General features: G+C 42.3%; 15 protein-coding genes. 6 read left to right on the top strand and 9 right to left on the bottom strand.

What is annotated here, in order from left to right:
• Window positions 1-86 precede the first annotated feature (86 nt).
• The 5 genes from H1R16_RS09345 to H1R16_RS09325 all read left to right on the top strand — a co-directional run bounded on the left by H1R16_RS09345 (window position 87) and on the right by H1R16_RS09325 (window position 5,167).
• Window positions 87-1,823, top strand: coding sequence for a glycoside hydrolase family 3 protein (locus H1R16_RS09345; RefSeq protein WP_181886853.1), 1,737 nt, complete (start codon window positions 87-89; stop codon window positions 1,821-1,823).
• Window positions 1,824-1,844: 21 nt separating this feature from the next.
• Window positions 1,845-2,996 carry an N-acetyl-alpha-D-glucosaminyl L-malate synthase BshA gene (gene bshA, locus H1R16_RS09340; RefSeq protein ID WP_181886854.1) on the top strand — a complete coding sequence of 384 codons (1,152 nt, stop codon included), beginning with the start codon at window positions 1,845-1,847 and terminating at the stop codon, window positions 2,994-2,996.
• Between the two features lie 62 nt (window positions 2,997-3,058).
• The gene (locus tag H1R16_RS09335) at window positions 3,059-4,324 is read left to right on the top strand and encodes a DUF2851 family protein (RefSeq protein ID WP_181886855.1); all 1,266 of its coding nucleotides are present in this window, start codon (window positions 3,059-3,061) and stop codon (window positions 4,322-4,324) included.
• A 9-nt stretch (window positions 4,325-4,333) separates the two neighbouring features.
• Window positions 4,334-4,570 carry a PspC family transcriptional regulator gene (locus H1R16_RS09330; protein ID WP_181886856.1) on the top strand — a complete coding sequence of 79 codons (237 nt, stop codon included), beginning with the start codon at window positions 4,334-4,336 and terminating at the stop codon, window positions 4,568-4,570.
• An 84-nt stretch (window positions 4,571-4,654) separates the two neighbouring features.
• Window positions 4,655-5,167 (top strand): GNAT family N-acetyltransferase, encoded by a 513-nt coding sequence (locus H1R16_RS09325; RefSeq protein ID WP_181886857.1) that lies wholly within the window; start codon window positions 4,655-4,657, stop codon window positions 5,165-5,167.
• 25 nt (window positions 5,168-5,192) lie between these two features.
• On the opposite strand, the gene H1R16_RS09320 is transcribed toward H1R16_RS09325, so the two are convergent.
• Together H1R16_RS09320 and H1R16_RS09315 are read right to left on the bottom strand one after the other, a co-directional pair.
• The gene (locus H1R16_RS09320; RefSeq protein ID WP_181886858.1) at window positions 5,193-5,924 is read right to left on the bottom strand and encodes an SIMPL domain-containing protein; all 732 of its coding nucleotides are present in this window, start codon (window positions 5,922-5,924) and stop codon (window positions 5,193-5,195) included.
• A 32-nt stretch (window positions 5,925-5,956) separates the two neighbouring features.
• A complete protein-coding gene (locus tag H1R16_RS09315) occupies window positions 5,957-6,712 on the bottom strand; it encodes a carboxypeptidase-like regulatory domain-containing protein (RefSeq protein WP_181886859.1) in 756 nt (251 codons plus the stop codon).
• 174 nt (window positions 6,713-6,886) lie between these two features.
• On the opposite strand from H1R16_RS09315, the gene H1R16_RS09310 reads away from it, so the two are divergent.
• A complete protein-coding gene (locus H1R16_RS09310; protein ID WP_181886860.1) occupies window positions 6,887-10,012 on the top strand; it encodes a UvrD-helicase domain-containing protein in 3,126 nt (1,041 codons plus the stop codon).
• A gap of 51 nt (window positions 10,013-10,063) precedes the next feature.
• On the opposite strand, the gene H1R16_RS09305 is transcribed toward H1R16_RS09310, so the two are convergent.
• The 7 genes from H1R16_RS09305 to H1R16_RS09275 all read right to left on the bottom strand — a co-directional run bounded on the left by H1R16_RS09305 (window position 10,064) and on the right by H1R16_RS09275 (window position 20,402).
• Window positions 10,064-11,992: a DUF3857 domain-containing protein gene (locus H1R16_RS09305; protein ID WP_181886861.1), complete on the bottom strand. Its 1,929-nt coding sequence runs from the start codon at window positions 11,990-11,992 to the stop codon at window positions 10,064-10,066.
• A complete protein-coding gene (locus tag H1R16_RS09300; RefSeq protein WP_181886862.1) occupies window positions 11,989-13,878 on the bottom strand; it encodes a DUF3857 domain-containing protein in 1,890 nt (629 codons plus the stop codon). Before H1R16_RS09300 ends, H1R16_RS09305 begins: the two co-directional genes overlap by 4 nt.
• A 15-nt stretch (window positions 13,879-13,893) precedes the next feature.
• Complete coding sequence (locus H1R16_RS09295; protein WP_181886863.1) at window positions 13,894-14,403, bottom strand: ferritin; 510 nt, start codon at window positions 14,401-14,403, stop codon at window positions 13,894-13,896.
• Window positions 14,404-14,536: 133 nt separating this feature from the next.
• Window positions 14,537-15,010: a hypothetical protein gene (locus H1R16_RS09290; protein WP_181886864.1), complete on the bottom strand. Its 474-nt coding sequence runs from the start codon at window positions 15,008-15,010 to the stop codon at window positions 14,537-14,539.
• A 149-nt stretch (window positions 15,011-15,159) separates the two neighbouring features.
• Window positions 15,160-16,182 carry a hypothetical protein gene (locus H1R16_RS09285; RefSeq protein WP_181886865.1) on the bottom strand — a complete coding sequence of 341 codons (1,023 nt, stop codon included), beginning with the start codon at window positions 16,180-16,182 and terminating at the stop codon, window positions 15,160-15,162.
• 199 nt (window positions 16,183-16,381) lie between these two features.
• Complete coding sequence (locus H1R16_RS09280) at window positions 16,382-19,030, bottom strand: 4-alpha-glucanotransferase (protein ID WP_181886866.1); 2,649 nt, start codon at window positions 19,028-19,030, stop codon at window positions 16,382-16,384.
• Between the two features lie 211 nt (window positions 19,031-19,241).
• Window positions 19,242-20,402: a T9SS type A sorting domain-containing protein gene (locus H1R16_RS09275; protein WP_181886867.1), complete on the bottom strand. Its 1,161-nt coding sequence runs from the start codon at window positions 20,400-20,402 to the stop codon at window positions 19,242-19,244.
• Window positions 20,403-20,440: the final 38 nt, after the last annotated feature.

Genomic DNA, 20,440 nt, shown 5'->3' with positions numbered 1-20,440 from the left:
ATGGCACAATCAAATCATATACCATTTAGTTTCATAGTCCCGCCATTAGCCAATTTGTTGTATTTTTGTTGAAAGCAAATCTATAAATGAGCAGGATTTACCTTAGCATTATCATCTTTCTAACTGTATTCAGTTCCTCACTTTCGGCACAATATATTCCCGGGAATATTACGGTTGCTGAAGAGGAAAAAGCCATGGAATGGGTTAATGTCACTTACAACTCCCTTACACAGGATGAGAAACTGGGACAACTTTTCATTGTAGCTTTATATAACAATAAAGGCGAAGAGCATATTAATGGTGTCAGGAATTTGGTTATCAATGAAAAACTGGGCGGTCTCATACTTATGCAGGATGATGCTGAAAAGCATATCAATTTGGTGAATGAGTTTCAATCTCGCTCCAAAATACCAATGATGATTGGAATGGATGCGGAATGGGGGCTGTACCAGCGTATTGCCGCAGCACATAAATTTCCATGGGCTATGACTTTGGGTGCCATTCAGGACAAAAAACTGATAACCGAAATGGCAGCCCAGATTGCTTCCGATGCAAAAAGAATGGGCGTAAACTGGGATTTTGCTCCGGTGGTGGATGTGAATACAAATCCAAACAATCCTATTATTGGAAACAGGAGTTTTGGATCCGAAGTGCAGAATGTAGTGCTTTCTGCTGAAGCTTATGCAAAAGGACTGCAGGACAATAATGTACTTGCCGCTATAAAACATTTTCCGGGCCATGGGGATACCAACACGGATTCTCACCTGGACCTGCCTGTAGTTTCTCATAATCTGCAGCGGCTTAACGACGTTGAACTGGCACCTTTTAAAGCGCTTATGGACAGAGGAATCGGCGGTGTAATGGTGGCACATCTTTTTGTGCCGGCTCTTGAAAAAGAGAAAGGTGTTCCTGCATCAGTTTCCCACAGCATTATTACCGGTATATTAAAGGAAAAATATGGCTACAAAGGTTTAATAATAACCGATGCACTTAATATGGGAGCCGTGGCTAAAAAATATAAACCCGGCGAACTGGACGCGCTGGCCTTTAAAGCCGGTAACGACATTATGCTTTTTTCGGAAGGAGTAAAAGAAGGCAAAAGGCGTATTCAGGCGGCGATAGACAAAAATGCGATTGCACAGAACCGCGTTGAGGAAAGCGTTAAGAAAATTCTGCTTACTAAATATTATCTCGGCCTCCACAAATACGAAGCGCGAAATCCCGCAAACATCAATAATGATCTGAACAACAGCAAACACACACAAATTGTTCAAAATATGTATGCGAACGCCATTACCCTGCTGAAGGACGAAAAAAAACTGCTTCCGCTGGACTGTAATGCAACCTACTATTATGTAGCTCTGGAAGAAGCACCATTTCAAACTGTTGTGGACCAGCTGAATCTTTATACTACCGTTATTGTAAAAAAACCGTCAGAAACTTCAACTATCCCTGCCAATTCAAAAGTGATTATAGGATTGCACAAGGATAATTCAACAGCATATAAACCCTATAAAATCTCCGCGGAAAGTAAAAAGCTGCTAAGTGAGATAAATAAAAACCATCAGGTAATCCTAAGCGTTTTCGGATCCGCTTATTCACTGCAGGATGTTGACATTTCGAAGGTGCCAACTGTACTGGTTGCCTACGAAAACAATGAAGATTCCATGAAAGCAACTGCAAAGGCAGTAATGGGAAAAACAAAGGTCTCCGGAAGACTTCCTGTTTTGGTAAACCAAAAACTAAAGGCAGGAATGGGTATAGATTTGCCTGCAAAAACTGTTAAAACTCACAGTGCAAACAAAAAAACTGTAATTGAGTAATACCGCTTAGATAAGAAAATTATGAAAATAGGAATTCTCTGCTACCCCACCTATGGTGGAAGCGGCATAGTGGCTACCGAACTTGGTATGTCTCTGGCACATAAAGGCTATGAAGTGCACTTTATCAGTTCTGCTCTGCCTGCACGGCTGGACATTACCAATCCAAATATATTTTTCCATAAAGTAAACGTTGAGACCTACCCTCTTTTTGAATATCAGCCTTATGACATTGCCCTCTCATCTATGATTTATAGGGTTGTGAACCTGTATAAACTTGATTTGCTGCATGCCCATTACGCAATTCCCTATGCCTACGCGGCATTTACAGCAAAGCAAATGCTGAAGGAGGAAAGCAGGGACATCCCGTTAGTTACTACGCTTCACGGTACAGACATCACACTGGTTGGTCAGCACCCAAGTTATAAACACGCTGTTGAGTTTTCTATAAACCAGTCGGATGCTGTAACTTCGGTATCAGCAAGCCTGAAAGCAGATACCCTTAAGTTCTTCAACATAAAAAAGGAAATCCAGGTCATCACCAATTTCATAGATAATTCCGATTTTGGTGGAGGCGTACAAACCTGCCAGAGAAAACAGTTTGCAAAGGACGAGGAGAAAATCCTCATTCATGTTTCTAACCTTCGCCCGGTAAAAAGGATTATGGAAGTACTGCAGATTTTTAAAAATGTACATGCGCGCATTAAATCCAAACTCATCATCATTGGTGAAGGTCCGGAGATGGAGAAGATAAATCAGTTCCTTGAAGAGCACCCGGAACTTATCGGAGAAATCCGGCTGCTGGGAAAAGTGAACGACCTGTACAGAATCCTGCAGCTGTCTGATGTGTTCCTGCTTCCCTCGGAACAGGAAAGTTTCGGACTGGCGGCACTGGAAGCAATGGCCGCTTCTACCCCTGTCATCAGTTCCAATGCCGGTGGCATTCCGGAAGTTAACATTCAGGGCGAGACCGGGTTTATGGCCGAAATTGGAAATGTAGAGGCAATGAGCAATTATACAATTAAACTGCTGTCGGACGAAAACCTGCTGGCCACAATGAAGGATAATGCCAAACAGCAGGCAATCAGATTTGACCTTAAAAATATCTTACCTGTGTACGAAGACATGTATGCTGAAACGCTGAAAAAATTTAATACGCAAAAGGTCCTGCAATAGCGAAGCTTTAACTTCCGGACTTGCAGCGTTTTTGGCGAGTGTCCTCATCAAACCTTAATCTGATGAATGAAAAGTTGCTGCAATACCTTTGGAACTTCAAGATTTTTAAAAATTTTGACTTTAAAGATACGTCCGGAAATTCTATCGAAATCTTTGATTTTGGCAGATGGAACAATGACTCTGGACCCGATTTTCTGCACGCAGGCATAAAATTCAAAGGTCTTGAACTTCATGGCCATATTGAACTTCATCTTAAATCATCAGATTGGATCTTCCACCGACATTCCGGCAATCCCGAGTTTGATAATATTATTTTGCATGCTGTACTGGTGCACGATATTGAAATACAGGAACTTAATGACCGAAATGTACCTACTCTGGAACTTCAGGCGCATGTAGACTCTACTTTACTTTGGAAATATGAATCACTGCTGAAGGAAAACCGATTTATACCTTGCGAAGATATTTTTGACCCCGGCAGGATCCCGGTAGGTTTTACCGATGAAACGCTGCTGAAGAAACTGGATATAAAGTCTCATGAGATTGAAAAAGCACTCAAAATCAGCAAAAACAATTACGAGGCAGTTCTTTTTCAATATCTGGCATATGCTTTTGGCCTTAAAGTCAATGCTCTTCATTTCAGACAAATGGCAGAAAGTATTGACTTCAAGCTGATTAATAAACTAAGTCAGAATCCCTTACATCTGGAAGCGCTTTTCTTTGGTCTGTGTGGATGGCTGGTCAAACCAGCGGACGAACAGATGAGTTTATGGCGTCGTGAGTTTGACTTTATTAAAGTTAAATACAACCTGCCTCCACTTCGTTTTTATCCTAAATTTTCCAAGCTCAGACCGCCTAATTTCCCCACTGTACGACTGTCGCAGTTGGCTTCGCTATATCACCTGAACCAAAACCTCTTTTCCCGACTGATTTCCGCGGCCGGAACAGCGGAACTTTATCATATTTTCAGCAGGGTAAAAGCAAGCGAGTACTGGGACATCCGCTTTAACTTCGGGAAAGAAAGTACGGTTACGGGCGAAAAATACCTTTCCCGCGATTTTACTGACCTTGTTCTTCTGAACGCTGTATTACCAATGAAATATGTCTACACAAAAAACTCTGATGAGGATGCTGCGGAGGCCGTAATCAGTCTGTACCGGAATCTTGCACCTGAGAAAAACAGTATAACGGACGGATGGAAGACCCTGGGTGTTGTCATTGAAGATGCCGCAGACAGTCAGGCCTATATTTACCAACATAAATATTTCTGCGAAACCAAAAATTGCCTAAATTGCAGTATCGGCCTTCAGCTGTTGAAAAAGGAATAGAATTACAGAATGCACGAACCGGGATTTATAACTAAAATACGTCATAATGTAGAACGCGAATGGTTTGGGGTCCTTACGCGTATGGGTTCTAAACTTGGAATTCCGGTCGCCAAGTTACGCGTATTCTTCATCTATTCCACGTTCGCTACTGTTGGGATTTTTTTCCTGATTTATCTTATACTGGCGTTCTCTCTTTGGGTAAAGGACATCTTCATTACGCGCCGGCCCAACGTATTTGATCTCTAAAGCACAAGCTGTAAATTTTGAAAGAGTAAATGTAATGGAAAGTGAAATCCACTGCATTACTTTTGCCTAAATCATATATTTTTTATGGAATACCTTCAGGTCTCTGCAGCAGACGATTTTCGTGCTGAACATATCTACAAATCCTACTGCAGTACTTTCCCCGAGGACGAGCGCCGCAGCGAAGATCAGTTCAGGCAACTCTTCAAAAATCCTAAAGTGAAGGTGCTCGCTATCCTGAACGAACTGGACAATATTGGTTATCTGGTATTATGGGAGCTTACCGATTTCGTGTTTATTGAACATTTTGAGATATTTTCTGAATTCAGAAGTTTAAAATATGGAAGCGAAATGCTGGCGCACCTTTTCCGCACCTATTCTCATATAGTGCTGGAAGCGGAACCGGAACATTTGAATGATGATGCTGTGAGAAGAGTTGCTTTCTACAGCAAAAACGGGTTCAGTGTCATAGATGAAAATTATGTACAGCCCTGTTATGAAGAAGGTAAAAACTCACTTCAGCTATTGCTGCTTGCCAACTGGCAGCCGGAAAAGACAGACTGGATCAAAGAGGAGATATATGATGTCGTCTATTGCTGATCGGGTCGCATCTTACTCTTTAAATTCAGTCTACTTCGTATTCCAGTTTGATTGTAATACTGGCCTCCTTTTCCCGGGATGTCGTATTAAACGTGCCGCCATACGAGTATTCCTCGGTTGAATTGGGCTCGGTAATCTGAGTTACGCCCATAGTCGCTTTCTTAAGATTGCCTAAGGAACTTCCGGCGTTTTCAGCAATTTTTTCCGCCCTGGCCTTTGCATCTTTAGTGGCATCAGCAATCATCTGTTGCTTCACATCTGCAAGTTTTGTATAAAAATAGTTGGGTGGGGAGGAGGTAAATTCAATTCCAAGGTTGATGATTTCGGTAATATTTCGCGAGAGATTCTCGATTTGAGCTACGTTTTTACTGTCAATTGAAATCCGCTGTGAGAGCTGATAACCACCGAAAGTTTGCGTACTTCGCCCATTGGCATCCGTACCATAGCTGTACTGTTTCTGAATATCCACAGCAGAAAAAACCATCTCCTCTTTCCTGATTCCTTTGGAAACAAGATAATTTTCAATCACACGCTTATCATTGGCAAGTTCGTCATAGGCAGCCTTCAGTTCAAAACTGTTTCGGGAAAAATTACCGCTCCAGGTTATAAGATCTGAAGTGAATTTCTTGGTTCCCAAACCGGTTACTGAGATTGTATTCTCGGCCTTGTTTCGGTTTTTGATGGCACTGCCTAAAAACCACAGGCCCAGCACGAATCCAAGTGCTGCAATTGCTACGGAAAGTACTCCTTTATTCATCTGATGTTAATTAAATTATTCATAAGTCTGCGCTACGGAATATTGTGCGAGGGCGCGGTACGGTTATGATATGAGTCTATCCGCTTATGGGCAGCATCAACAAACCGCGCAACCACGGCACCGTCTGCTGCACCGTATTTTAGCGCCTGCTTCCTATCAAAGTTAGCAAAAACGTAATAAATAAACGGCTGTATTTCGGTACGTGATATTTTAAGTTCTTCAGTAAAATAATCCTCACCCAAGCTTTCAATTAGATAAATCATAAGGTCCACATCGTCCCAGCGGTCTTTTACCTTTCCTATAGGGATTCCCGGACCTACAGGCTGCACAAATTCACCATGGCGCGGAGCCAGAACTTCCCGTGAAGACTTACGCGAAATATAATCTGAGACCTCTTCCTTCAGTTGCTTTACTTTTCCTCGGTCGCCGAAATGCCTGACATCTTCCCTGAGATTACCTGTAGCCTGATATCGGAGATTTACGGCCTCAATCTCCTGCGTAATGCTCTGCAAAACTATTGAGACCGGTTTCTCCAAATTTGCGGCAGCAACTGTTAATGTAACCCGTTCATAACCAGCCCGGCTGAAACGCAACTCATCACCTCTTTCTCCCCGAATCATAAACTGGCCGTCAGTGTCCGTTTCGGACCTTTCATCAGTTCTCATATTTATAACTGAAACCTGGGCCAGCTGTATACCGTCTTCCGACGTTACCTTACCAAAGACATAGCTTTGGGCATCCAGCATCACAACGCTGATCAGGCAAAAAAAGAGTAGTTTTATCTTCACGGTTTTTCTTTCAAATGTAAACGGAAAAACCCTTGATGTTTTAAGTTTAACAATGCTTAACAGCTTTTGGCAATTTTGCCAAATATGACAGTAAAGTTTTTGTTAAATCAAGCTGAAAAGCGTTAAAATCTACACTGAAATTTTCATTAAATTGCAGGAAATAATCCACAGATAATGCAGAATTCTTACAGTGTAATCAGTGCATCAGCAGGTTCGGGAAAAACCTACACACTGGTGCAGCGCCTCCTGATGATTTGTCTGGGACAGCCCAAACAGCACAGGACCATAAGAAATATACTGGCGCTGACTTTCACCAATAAGGCCGCAAACGAAATGAAGGAAAGAATCCTTTCGTGGCTTGGAAATTTTGCAGCTGCCGACTATCAGGACTGTCGCGAACTTAAGGCGCTGCAGCAGGCATTGGTCCACGAAGGAAAGCAGGTCACACTGGATGAACTTCACGCGAGGTCGCGCAAAATGCTCGATTATGTACTTCATAACTACTCTACCCTCAACATAGGCACCATTGATAAATTTAATTCCAGACTGGTGCGCAGTTTTTCCTACGAACTGGGACTTGCCAAAAATTTCAACCTGGAGATTCAAGCGGAACCATTTCTTATAGAAGCTGTGGATCAACTGCTTAATCAGGTGGGTGAGGATAAGGAAATGTCCGAATCCCTGATTGATTATGTGAACTACGGGCTGGATAATGAGAAACGCATCAACCTGAATAGTACCCTTTATAATTCGGCCAAAGAGTTTGTAAAAGACATCCATTACGACAATCTGAAACAGAACAGTCAGTTCAATAACGAGAGTTACCGGGCGGCTACCAAGAAACTGAGAAAGGAAATTTCCGAACTGAAAGCAGAGAACAGAAGGCTTGCAAACAGCGCAATGCAGCTCATAAAAGAAAAGGGACTTGATAATTCGGATTTCGCCGGCGGCGGAAACCAGAGCATTCAGTATTTCTTTGACTCCTATCTTGCCAATGATGCGCCCAAACTGTATGAATCTCCGGAAGCGGAAGAGAAGAAAATTAACAAATACCTTTCCGGAGCGTCCGGTAAGGGAAAAGCTAAGGAACATCTGATTGAGGAAATCATTGATTTTCTGATTGAGACGCGAAACCAGATAATCCGGAATTACATCATCATCCAAAAAAAAGAAAAAGTACTTGCTGCCCTCCTCCCTCTAAAGGTAAACAGGGATATCCAAACCGAACTGGAAAAGATTGAAACCGAAAATGACGTGGTTTTGCTTTCGAAATTCAACATACTGATCAACGAAAACCTGAAGAACGAACCGTCGCCATTTATTTATGAGAAAATTGGGACTCAGTTTCAGCACTATTTTTTTGATGAGTTTCAGGATACCTCGGAACTGCAGTGGCAAAACTTCCTGCCGCTTCGGGACCACAGCGTGTCCGAAAACGGAACTTCATTCACCGTGGTGGGAGACCCAAAGCAAAGTATTTACAGATTTCGGGGTGGCGAAAGTAAACTGATGCTGGGCATCATCAACCAAAGCGAAGTCACACCCAAAAAGGCCGAAGTACGCATTCTGGAGCAAAACTGGCGCAGCGCGAAAAACATCGTGATCTTCAATAATGCCCTGTATGATTATATATCCTGCGGACTGGCAGAGGAACATAAAGACATCTTCGGCGCATCTGCTCAGCAGCAATATCAGGAAGGCGTGGAGGGCCGGGTAAAGGTCAGCCTTATAGAGAACGGCCGTAAAGAGGAATTTTATACAGATACCGCCGAACGCATGCGAAAGGATATTCAGGAACTGGCAGATAACGGCTTCCATTTTTCAGACATCACCATCCTATGCCGCGGCAACAGGGATATATTCAGCTTTTCAGAAAGATTAGGTGCACTTAAGGTCAATTATCAAGGCGCGGAAATCAACATAAAAACAATTTCGGAGAGTGGACTTACGCTTGAACTTTCAGATACGTTGGCCGCGCTGATGGAATACCTGAGTTGGGAAGAAAATCCACGAAACCTGCAGAATCCTGTGAGGATGATGTTTTATCTTCAAAGGCTGGGTCGCATCCAAATGCACGATTTCACTCAGGAGATGGCAGAGATACTCAAACTGAAGGAAAAGGAACTCATTGAACCCTATTTAGAGGATAAATACGGACTAAAGCTCAATAATACAGATTTCCCGAGGCTTAACATGTATAATTTTGTTGAATACTATCTGCATGAATTCGCCATTGCCAACAGGGAAACGGATTACCTGCTGAACTTCCTGGAAGTACTGTACGGTTTCACCCAGAACTCCGGTGCCAGCCTGAAAGACTTCATAAAATTCTGGAATGAAGAAGCGCGCAATATGAGCATACAGGCATCGGACAATGTAGATGCAATACAGCTTATGACCATCCACAAAGCAAAAGGTCTGGAGTTTCCGGTGGTGTTTTATCCGATGGTGAACAGCCAGCGTGACTATAAGTTCAATGACTGGTTCGAGACAGACAAGGAATTTGGACTGCATTCGGTGAACACGAGCCATTTCAGCAAAGAACTGGAAGTTTATGATCCTGATATCAGGAAATTTAACGAAGAAAATATTTATAAAAACCGCATAGACAGAACCTGTCTTCAGTACGTGGCTACAACGCGTCCGGTGGAGCAGCTTTATCTATATATCCAAAAAGCAGGGAAAACCAACAGTCTGGAGATCCTGGATTTTGTTCAGCAAAAAAATGCGGAAGATAAAGATGAGTTTGACTGTTTCCCCGGCAGCGATTTCACTAAAAAAGGAAAAGCTAAAGCCAGGGCCTATAAAACAGAATCGGTACAGGGCCTAACCCGTAAAACGACTTCACCGTCTGCCATCAGGATTGCCACACCATCAAAAAGCTACCAGAACAGAGATGAAAAGGTGAGAACAGGGATATTTACCCATGAGATTCTGGCCAAAATAAACTCGGAATTTGATATCGATTCCGTACTGGAAACTTACGTTCTGGAAGGCATTATAACCCTTGCAGAACAGGAACACATCAGGAACTCCGTTCTGTATATCATTAAAAAATATCCTGACTATTTCGGGCGGGACCTGCGTATCATTAACGAGCAGGATATTATGCTTACCGTGAACGGAGATTCAAAGGTGTACCGGCCCGACCGTCTGATACAAACCGAAAAAGGGTATGTTATCGTTGATTTCAAAACAGGTGTTGAGAGAAAAAAACATCAGGACCAGATAGACACTTACCGCAAAGTCCTGGAAACACTGAATTTGCAGGTAGTGGAAACTGCAGTAGTATATTTATAAAAAAAGCCGGTGAGCGTTTATGCTTCACCGGCTTTTTTCTATTATCAGTATTTACTTTTTTACCACGGTCACTACCTGTGCTTCCTGTTTGGTGATATTGTTAAATATCTGAACAAAAGCCGGATAGTATTCTTTTGGGTACACGGAATCGTCTATACTTACTGTAGTTTCAACCGTGAGCTTGTTGCCGTTCTGAGTTACCACATAGGAATATTGAAGCGCGTTGTCGTCGGTTCTGAACTTCTTGGATTTCGGCACATTCTGAAATTCAAAGTTATCAGGAATCGTTATGGTTACCTTTTTGGTTCGGTCGTAAGCGGAATAGAACTCCAGTGGAGCTTTGCGCGGTTCTTTCTGATCGAAATTATGATTCTGGGAATACAGGAAAAGCAGTGGATTGAAAACCAGTTTACTTCCGATAGCATCTACGAAACTGTCTGAAGTGAAATCGAAACTGGTTTCAAAATCATTATTGCCCTGAACACCCTGCTTAAGATTGGTAATGGGAAACTTGTAAGTATCTTTGTAAGAAGAGGCAAAACCAGCTTTATCGCTATTGTATCTGCTGTTCACCATCATGGCATACAGCTTAGTATCCCTGTCCTTAAAGTTACCGCCGAATGTTCCGTCCGGATTCATTATAGCATCTACAGAAAGAATAGTTTTACTCCTGTACGGATATCGCATATTGATTTCAACAGCTTCTTTTGGCGTCATTATAAAGCCGGAATAATTTAATGCGTCGGGAGAAATCATGTCTATTTCGCTTTGCTTTTGGGTTGCATCGAGCAAATGGTTTTTACCATTTACATAAACTGCAGCTATAACATAATTTAACTTTGAAATAGATGGCGCGTAGGATAAAAGAGTTCCTTGATCTACAGTAGCTAACACTACCGGCTCGGCCTTTAAACCTGCATCCTGTAGCAATTGGGTAAGCAACAGATTAATCTCCGCGGAATTGCCCACTTTTGCACTTAGCAAATTCTTAATTCCTCTATCTGTAAAAACAGACCTCTCCCCGTTCCATGTGAAATCTTTCTGGACGAATTTAAGAATTGCATCCGCACGTTCCAATGCGACAGGTATTGTTTTTATTTCGGAAGGAAGGACGTCCTTAACTGAATTAAGTTTCTTTAATTCTAACCCGAAATTAGAATGCTCATAAAGTCTCTTTCTTATATCAGACCATGAAATTGCATAGGAGGTAAACTTATTATCTATCATCGAAGAATTAAGTTCTGCCATAAGGCCAGTCCGGTAGTTTGTATTGTTGAGAACATATTTCTCATTTTGGAAGGGTGCAATATTTTCAAAAGCAAAACGGTAGGTCTGATATGGCTTTCCAAACATGGGTTTTTCCTCCACAATTCTCTGACTGGGCGACAGAGTACCACTATAATTAATTGTATACGCAAGAATTGTAGGAGTGTCCAGTACGAATTCGCTATATCGCACGGGAATAGCCTCCTCAATCAAAATTTTGGGAGTAGAACCAAGGAATGGAGTCTTAATGATGTAAGAATATTCCACAACCGATCCGTTTTTGACATTTGGAAATGTAAATTTTGTTACTGTGTAGTTCTTGTCCTCCTTAGATTTATACCTCTCATCCCTTGGTATTTTAGTAGGAACAATATCCCCATTTTCGTAGTTGTAAGTAAATGCTTTCAGCTCTGATAAAGTTTCTGGAGGATCTCTCTTGTTATCATACAGTGCAATTTCATGACTAAGATATTCGGCTGCATTATCTTTATTATAAACTTTAACTCTCCTAGAAACTTTCTGATACATATGCCCATTATAATCAATCAGGAAATGGGAAGATTTGAAAAGTACTTCAGCAGGTGCATCGGTAAATTTGCTGGATCTTTCACTCTTCAAATCTTCGGTTGTGAGCTTGGGAGTCTCACGAAATTTGTTCTGTGCATTGGCGAAAACGAACATAAAAAGGGTAAGAACAAATAAATTTTTCTTCATAATTTTGATAATAGTATTTTAGTATTGTCAATGCTCGCTGTTTTTTTTCTGAAGGCAATATAATCTGCAAACTTTTCCTTTGGATACTGACCTTTATTTACAGTGATCACTCTATTCACTTTCAAATGTTCACCCTCAGGAGTGAAGGTCAGGGAGTAAGAACCGAATTCCGTGCTGAAGGATTTGGACTCCGGTATATCTGAAAATTTATAACCGGCCGGTGCCTTATATCTAATCTCATAATCGTCCTGATAAGGAAATGAGGTTTCAAAAGGCAGGGTTCTTTCTTCATTGGCAGAATAAACCACATCCTGATAATAAGGCATAACGGGAAAAAACAGGTCTTCTCCCAATTTTTTCGCAAATCTATTAGCTTCCAGATTCATATCGTAGATCACCTTACCGGACTCGCGGTCATTTTTCAGGTTTTGTACCGCTAATTTAACCGTATTGATATTGTGATGCCTGCTTTTCAGTGCCTGCTCCAGTTCACTGCTGCTTAATGAAAAAAGGCCCAGGTTATTGTCATACTGCCCACCGGTAAATTCGAACGTAGATCTGGAAACCATGCTGCCGTTTTCTGTAAGTTGCACCTCCGACCTTAAAATCTCCTTGCTTTGCTCCGGTTTGTAGCGCGGTGTATCTACAATCTTAATTCCGTCTTCATTTACTGCAAGTACGTTACGGTGATGTGAGGTGAAGCTCAGATGATTGAAAGCGTGTTTCTGAGACGTATTTTCCAGCCATATTGTTCCGGTTTCAGCAGGCACCATCAGGATTGCATGATTACCGGACAGTTTAGGAAAATCTTTGTCGAAACTTATCTCCGAGCGGTCATCATAGATCACCGAGAAATAAGACGGAATACCTGCAGCCTCCAGCAGCGTCCTCATATAATTGGTGAGTGCCTTACAGTCGCCATACCCTTTCTTGCTGACCTCCGCAGCCGGCATAGGCTGCCAACCACCAATTCCCATTGCAATAAGTACATACCTTGTCTTGTTCTGCATATACTGGTAAATGGTTTTCACCTTCTGGGAAGTCGTTCCGCTTAAATTAAGAGCCGCTACTTCTGCACGTATTTCCGGTGTAATCTCTGATACAGGGTTTATAAGTTGGGAGTAATACCATTTACCAAAGGCATTCCAGTCACTCATATCACCCTGACGGCCTGCAAGCGTAAATTTTTCCGGAGAAAATTCTACATAAGGAACAAGATTGTTTATACTCGGCGCCAGATCTTCGGCACGTACAGCAGGAATATTCTTATAACTGTACTGCCAGCGGTTTCCGGTTTTGTTTTCGGCAACCTTCGCAAGAGGACGGTCCGTAACTTTTGTCCGTACATTAATACCTGAAGTGTTTATCACCGTAAACGTTGCATTCTGCACAGCAATACCGTAGCTGCTTACAGGTCGGAAAGAACTTAGATAGACTGTATTGGATGTATTTGTAGTGTAGGTAGTGCGGACTGTAAAAGGATATTTCGGTGCAGTTGGACGCAGGATCATAATCCTGTCATCCACGTAAAGCGCCGCACTCGGGTTGTGGGTATAATCGGAAAAATCTTTCTTGCTGAATGTTCCGGTAAGCTTTCCTGCCGCGTCGTAAAGTTCAACCTTTATATTGCTTATTTTAGTGGTAGGATTGTACGGAATGTAGACATTCGCAAATTCGTCACCGGCATTACTCAGTATTGTAACCGCCTGATCCCTTTCAATTACAAGATCGTTTACGGATTTCAGCGTATACGCTTCGCTACTTTCACGAAGTATGGCATTCGAATTCTTCAGCAACTGCTCCGGGATAGCGGCTATGCCGTAAGTTTGGGAAAGCGCTAAGACAGACCATGCCGAAAGACAAAGGCCTAAAATATTTTTCATCATTTTGTGTGTCTGTATTTAGTTAGCCGGATCTGCCGTAAATACCCGCTGACTGAGTTCCTGATCGAACAGATACAGAGCGGAAGGATTAGTATGTACCATCTTTATTTTTGTTACCAGCTGTGAAGCGTTTGCCTCTTCTTCAACCTGTTCATTGATAAACCACTGCAGAAAAGAAACCGTAGCAAAATCGCCCTCGTCGTTTGCGTTTTTCACAATATTGAATATACTTCGGGTCACCGTTTTCTCGTGCTCCAGTGCCTTCTCGAAGACTTCAATATGGCTCATAAACTCATGTGGTGGTTTCGCAATCTCGCCAATTACTATCTCTGCGCCCACATCATTCAGAAAATCGAACATCTTATCTGCATGCATCAGTTCCTCCTTACTCTGTACACGGAAATAGTTGGCAATACCGTCCAAATCCTGCGCAAAAAACCATGCAGACATGGAAAGATAATACTGAGCTGCATACTGTTCCTTGGTTATTTGCTCATTTAAAAGCTGGGCTATTTTATCGCTAATCATTTTGAATCTTAATTTTATGTTAATTCCAAAAGTAGCAATTTATTTGGGATTTGGAAAGTGTGGCCATAAAAAAAGGGCAGAAGCTATAAATAACCTCTGCCCTCTTCACATTAAAAATCAAAACTATGAACTACTATGGTTTTTTCTGAAGATCCATTTTTCTATGCATCCCGTTTCTTTTCATTTTCATCCCGTCTGCCGTTTGCATTTTAGCTTTTCTTTCGGCCATCATCTTCTGTCTGGATTCCTGCCACTTAGCAAACTGTTCCGGTGTAAGTATAGCTTTCATCTCAGCTTCCTTCTGCTGTTGCTTAAGCTTCATAGCCTGCATACGGTCTTTCTGAACTTCCCGGCTTTTTTGCATCTGATTCTGATGCTCTGCAAAACTGCGCTCCTGCATTGCACGGATTTTTTCCATCTGCTCCACATTAAGATTTAGGTTTTTCTGCATTTCCGCAAGATGCTGCTGTTGTTTCTGTGCGCGGATTTTTTGCATATCTGCACGTTTCTGTTCCATCTGCGCTTTGCTCTCCGGCATTGCGGGTGTTTGCTGCGCCATTGCGAAGGTTCCTAAACTAAGGAAGGTTGCTATTACTATTTTTTTCATATCAATTAATTATCTTCTGTTATATCTTTAGGATACCTAACAATACAGTAAGTTAAAAAGTATCTGTATTAAATTTTGTTAAAATAAATTAGGGTCGCATGTGTTTTTGATAAAATAAAGACTCTGTGCCTGACATTTACTTTAATCCACTATCTGGAGCCACCTCTAACAGATGAGTTTTGCCCGCGACTCCCCGAACTTGCGGAAGGACTCGGACTGGCACCCCTCTGTCCATTACCGGAACTGTTGCGCACAGATGGCGATGCCTGAGCCGGTATATTACGGCTGCCACCGGAGGTACCCTCAGTTACTGGTGACATAGCACGTGTAGGCGTTCTTTGTCCCTGGATGCTCCCGTTTGCAGCACCGCGCGGAGCTGCTGCCGGCTGTGCAGAAGTATTTCTAACGCCTGTTGCGGGCGAGGCGGTTCGAGGCGCGACACTTGATTCTGCTCTTTGACTTCCATTTCTCAATGCAGGGTTATTACGGACAGGTTGAGACTGTATACCCGTACCGTCCCTGCGACCTGTAGTCTGGCGCACACCTGCCGAGTTATGGGGATTACGGGTTTCACTCCAGCCATATTTATTTCCATGCTTTTCTACAAAACGGTTACGGTCTAACCTGTAAATATTAATGTTTACATTCCTGTAGCGGGGCGTCACTCTATATCTGGGCACATAATATTCCTGTCTGTAATTCTGGAAATAAGATATAGGATGGTAGCCATTGTAGTAATTGTTTTGGTACACTATGAAAATCTGCGGTCCCATAATCTGCTGCAGTGAGTAGAATCTGTCAAAATACCATCTGTCCGGATTATATCTGTAATAAGAATTCCAGCTGGCGTATGACGAATACATGTCATTAAGCATCATAATCTGCTGCACCTGCCAGGAGGACAGTCTGTGCCTCCGGAAGAAATCGTTCCAGTTAATCATCACAATGCTGTTCCTGTAGTCATTGTAATAACTTTGATAATAATTTTCGGCATAATAATCCTTTGGAAAATCATAATAATACTCGTCCGGGAAGTAATAGTTATCATTGTTATATGAGTTATTATATCCGTCATAGTTTCCGTATCCACCGTTTCCGAAGCTGGTGCTTTGATATTGCGCGAAAGACAATGTCCCAACAGTCATTGCCAATCCTAAAAGTAATTTTTTCATCTTAAAATTATATATTAATTGTTCGGTTAAATGTGATTAAAAAACATGCCACATTTTACAGCTAAACCTTCGCTAACCCCTTTCATCAGGGGATTCATGCACTTTGAACCTGTAGTTGGATGGGAAATAAAAAAGGAAGTTAAATCATATGATAAAACTTCCACTTTAATTATTGTAACATACTGGTAAACAGATACCGTTATATTCTGTTTGAAGCTGCAATCCAGTCTGAAATTTTTTTGTTAAATTTTTCGGACTCCTGTAATTTATTTATCTCAAGATGCATTCGGTAGTTCCAGAAGTGGGGAAAAACCGACGGATCGTTAATTCTTTCGGAATCAGGATCAGGATTTTTAAGCTCCTGATCAGTACCCAGAAATTCCTGTAGAGGAAAAATGGCCAGCATAGCATCATTAAAGAGATGCTGTTTCATTATAATTTCAGCCAATGGCGGCATCAGTTCCGAAGGTGCGGTTCCACGCTGGATAAGCTGTTCCCTGAAATATTTTTCGGTCACCGAACGGTCTTCCTGCCACCATTGACGCAGTGTAGAACTGTCGTGGGAACTGGCAGTAACCACATTCATATAACCTGCATTTTTCGGATTGTAAAACGGAATATCATCGGCGGGCATTCGCTGCACCTTTAGAGCGGTAATTCCCAGCTGCTGCAATACTACCGGCACACAGTCGGGCACAAGTCCAAGATCTTCGCCGCAGATAAGCATTTCTGTGGAGTTAAGGATCTGGGGCAGTTTTTCCATGGCACTTTTATGCCAAAGATCTTCCTGACGGCTGTAGAAGTAATCCAGATACAGTTCATAAACTGCGGTTTGCTCCTTTTCAGCTAAATATTTAAAACTGTCGGTTTTATCCGTATTAAATCTTGGATGATAGACGGTCTCATCATCCTTCTCCTCTTTGAGAAACAGAACATTGGCGCATAAACCGTACAGCTTATCGCGCAAGGCATCGTCGGGATACACATCAAAATACTCCTTAATTTTCCGCTGGGTATTATATTCGGTCTTAAAAATGTAGTGGCCTCCGCCCGCCTCAGTAATAAATTTTGACTGAATGTATCCAAGACCTTCACCAAAGATCTCTTCAAGAATCTCCAGATTGATATACGGCTGACAGTACCGAACCTCATCAAACGGGATATTTCTGGCCCCGAATTCTTCTTCAGTAACAGGTACAGCGGGATAAAAATAACCCAGAATTCCCTGAACAGCGGAAGAAGGCATACGCCAAATCCTGAAAAAACCCAGAATATGATCAATCCGCATGGCGTCGAAGTAATTCTCCAGAGCTTTAAACCTGTCTTTCCACCAACGGTACCCGTCTAACTTCATCTGTTCCCAATTGTAGGTAGGGAACTCCCAATTCTGGCCCAGATCCGAGAACTGATCCGGCGGTGCCCCCGCCTGGTAATCCATTCCGAAAAGATGCGGTTCTGTCCAGGCCTCTACAGAATATCTGTAAATCCCAATGGGAAGATCACCTTTTATGGAAATCCTAAGACTGTGCAGATAATCTACCGCCTCAGTAAGCTGTCTGTGCAGTTCATACTGTATCCATTGGTGCAGTAGGAAGGAACCGTAGTCTTTGCTTTTTGGAGTAAAACTCAGTTCAATTTTTCCAGGAATATACTTCCTGTGGGTTTTCCAGAGATTGAAATTCGGAGTTCCATATTTATCACGAAGTACACAGAACGCAGCGTAGGGCACCAACCACTCTTCATTATTTCTGATAAATCTTCTAAAGCTTCGGTCTTTTGCAATCTGCTCTTTATTTTCGGTGAATAACTCCTTCAGATAAAACCACTTTCCCTGCATTACACGCTCATAATCTACCGAAGGTAACTCGTTTAGCTTCGCCCGTTCTTCCCCGTACTTTTCCAATAAGGGTGCGGATAATCCATAGGGCAACCGGTCAATAGAGAGATATAGAGGATGTAGGGCGTAAACGGATACAGCCGCATAAGGATAACTGTCCGTCCATGTATGGGTCGCAGTGGTATCATTTATAGGCAGGACCTGAATAACCGAAAGATTTACAGCACTTGACCAATTTCCAAACTCAATTAAATCAGCAAACTCACCTACTCCATATCCACGGGAACTGCGGAGGGAAAACACAGGAATTGCCACCCCGGCAGCATGGTACATTTGATGACTTTTAAACCTGAAATTGTGATCAGATAATGTGTAGAGTACATCTTCTTCCTCATTAGAAACAGCAAAACGGTTTGCTCCCCATTCCAACTCCGTATTTCCGGTTCGGATATCGCGGATACCATATTTATACTGTATATCTGTATGATCTTCAATAAGCACTGAAGCTTCCCATAATCCGGATTTTGTCTGCCGCATTGGTAAAGCTTTACCATAATCCCAATTACCGAGTTCTTCCGGAGCGCCACAAATAACCACTTGCCACAAATCACTGTAAAGCGGAGCCTCCAGGCGGAAGTAGTGGGTATGGCTTCTGAGGATAGTAACTTTTTCAGCTTTAAAGTCGCCGAGTCTGTTTTTGAGTACCTTATTGGTAAGGTAGTTCTCAGGGAAATTCTTCAGGTTCCAGAAATCAAAGATCCGGTACTCCTTGATTGTATGTGGAAATGATAAACAGTGATTCACCAACTCTTCATCTGTAATCTTTCCGTCACACGTAACCTGATAACAGTAAGATATCTTTCTGGAAAAATAATCCAGGTCCACAGTCCAGTTTCCACCTTCGGAATACGTTAACGGATAAATTTGATCAGCATGACCCTCTTGGAAAATCCGAATCCGCAGACTCTCACCAAATTTTGTATTGTAGTGTAGGTTAAAGGTCAGTTTCATATCCAAACTCATTTTACAGACAGCAAGTTAGGAAACTGCTGTTAAATCAGCGATTCCCAGCCAAACAGACATTAAAAAAAACTTCCCACACTCACCGAAACTGTTGGTTATCGAAAGAATGAGGGAAGAATCGGGAAGGCAAAATACACCTGGCAACTCCAAAGATAATTTGCCTTTTTAAAGTAAGCTTCTTTTAAAAAAATGTTACCAGTTACTCGATTAGTATTTTGACACTGTGAAGCTGTTCCCCTTTTTCACCGCCTACAGTAACAATATACAGGCCTTGTTTCAGTTTCCCAACGTTTAGCAGATGACTGTTAGCACGTGGTGCATTTTTTACAGTTTTTGACATCACCAGTGTTCCGAAACTGTCGTATAAACCGATAACCGCCGTGGTCACCGATGGATCGGTGATTCGTACATTCAGTTCTCCGGCAATAATTCTTGTAGGATAAACTTCTATTCCTGCTGAAGTCGCTTCGGGCACTGATTTACCGCTTTGCTTAAGGAAATGCGCGCTGGCAAGATCGTATACAGGATATTTCACCTCATTTTTACCAGCAGTGGCTGTAAGATCATCAATATTGATTCTGTAAAAACCTTCAGATTTTGCGCTACCCACAATTACATTACCGTCAGCACTTACTGCTGCACCATTCAGCGAGTAACCTTGTGGCAAACCGGCTATTTTACCGATATACTCAGAGGATAAGGACTTTACTGAGATTTTAAAAACATTTCCGGAGGCAGACAAAACATAGAGATTACCCTGCGCATCTGCGATCATATCCCCTCCGAAACCGGTCTGAACGGTTCTCAAAGACTCTTCCGGACGGGTGGATGCATCCTTCACCAGACCAAGGTCGGTCACGGAATACATTCCGTTTTCCTTTGATATCCTGACTAGCTGGGTACCCGCATTATTAAGCGCATAAATATGCCCGTCAATTCCTGCGGTCATTCTGGTAATATGCGACGTCAGGTCACAGGCAGAGGTTTTTACAGCCGTATTTTCCACCAGTGTGATTTTTCCGCTCTTCTCATTCATAACGTAAACATTAGATGAGTACATGGGCGAAAAGATCAGCTCGCCACCACTGTAAGCAAGGGCTGCCATGGCCGGAGTCTGTACATGATGCTGAGTTTGACGGCTTTCTTTAACCACTGATTTAATATTCTGCGAAAAAACACTGACGTCTGCCTCCGCAGACAATAAAACGTTACCGGCGTTATCCGATGCTACACTCAGCGACCGTAAATCGTTAAAATGGATTTGTTGCGGCGATTTGCCTGTAAGGGCATAGATGTCATTCTGCGCTAACGCGAATGTGCCTGTGAAAAGGGCTGCAAAAGTTAGGATAGATTTTTTCATAGCAATAAAATTTATATTATACCTGCATGTTAATCCAC

Source organism: Marnyiella aurantia (assembly GCF_014041915.1).
GTDB lineage: Bacteria > Bacteroidota > Bacteroidia > Flavobacteriales > Weeksellaceae > Marnyiella > Marnyiella aurantia.
The sequence above is the reverse complement of the archived record's forward strand: the minus strand, read 5'-3'. Positions and strand labels throughout refer to the sequence as shown.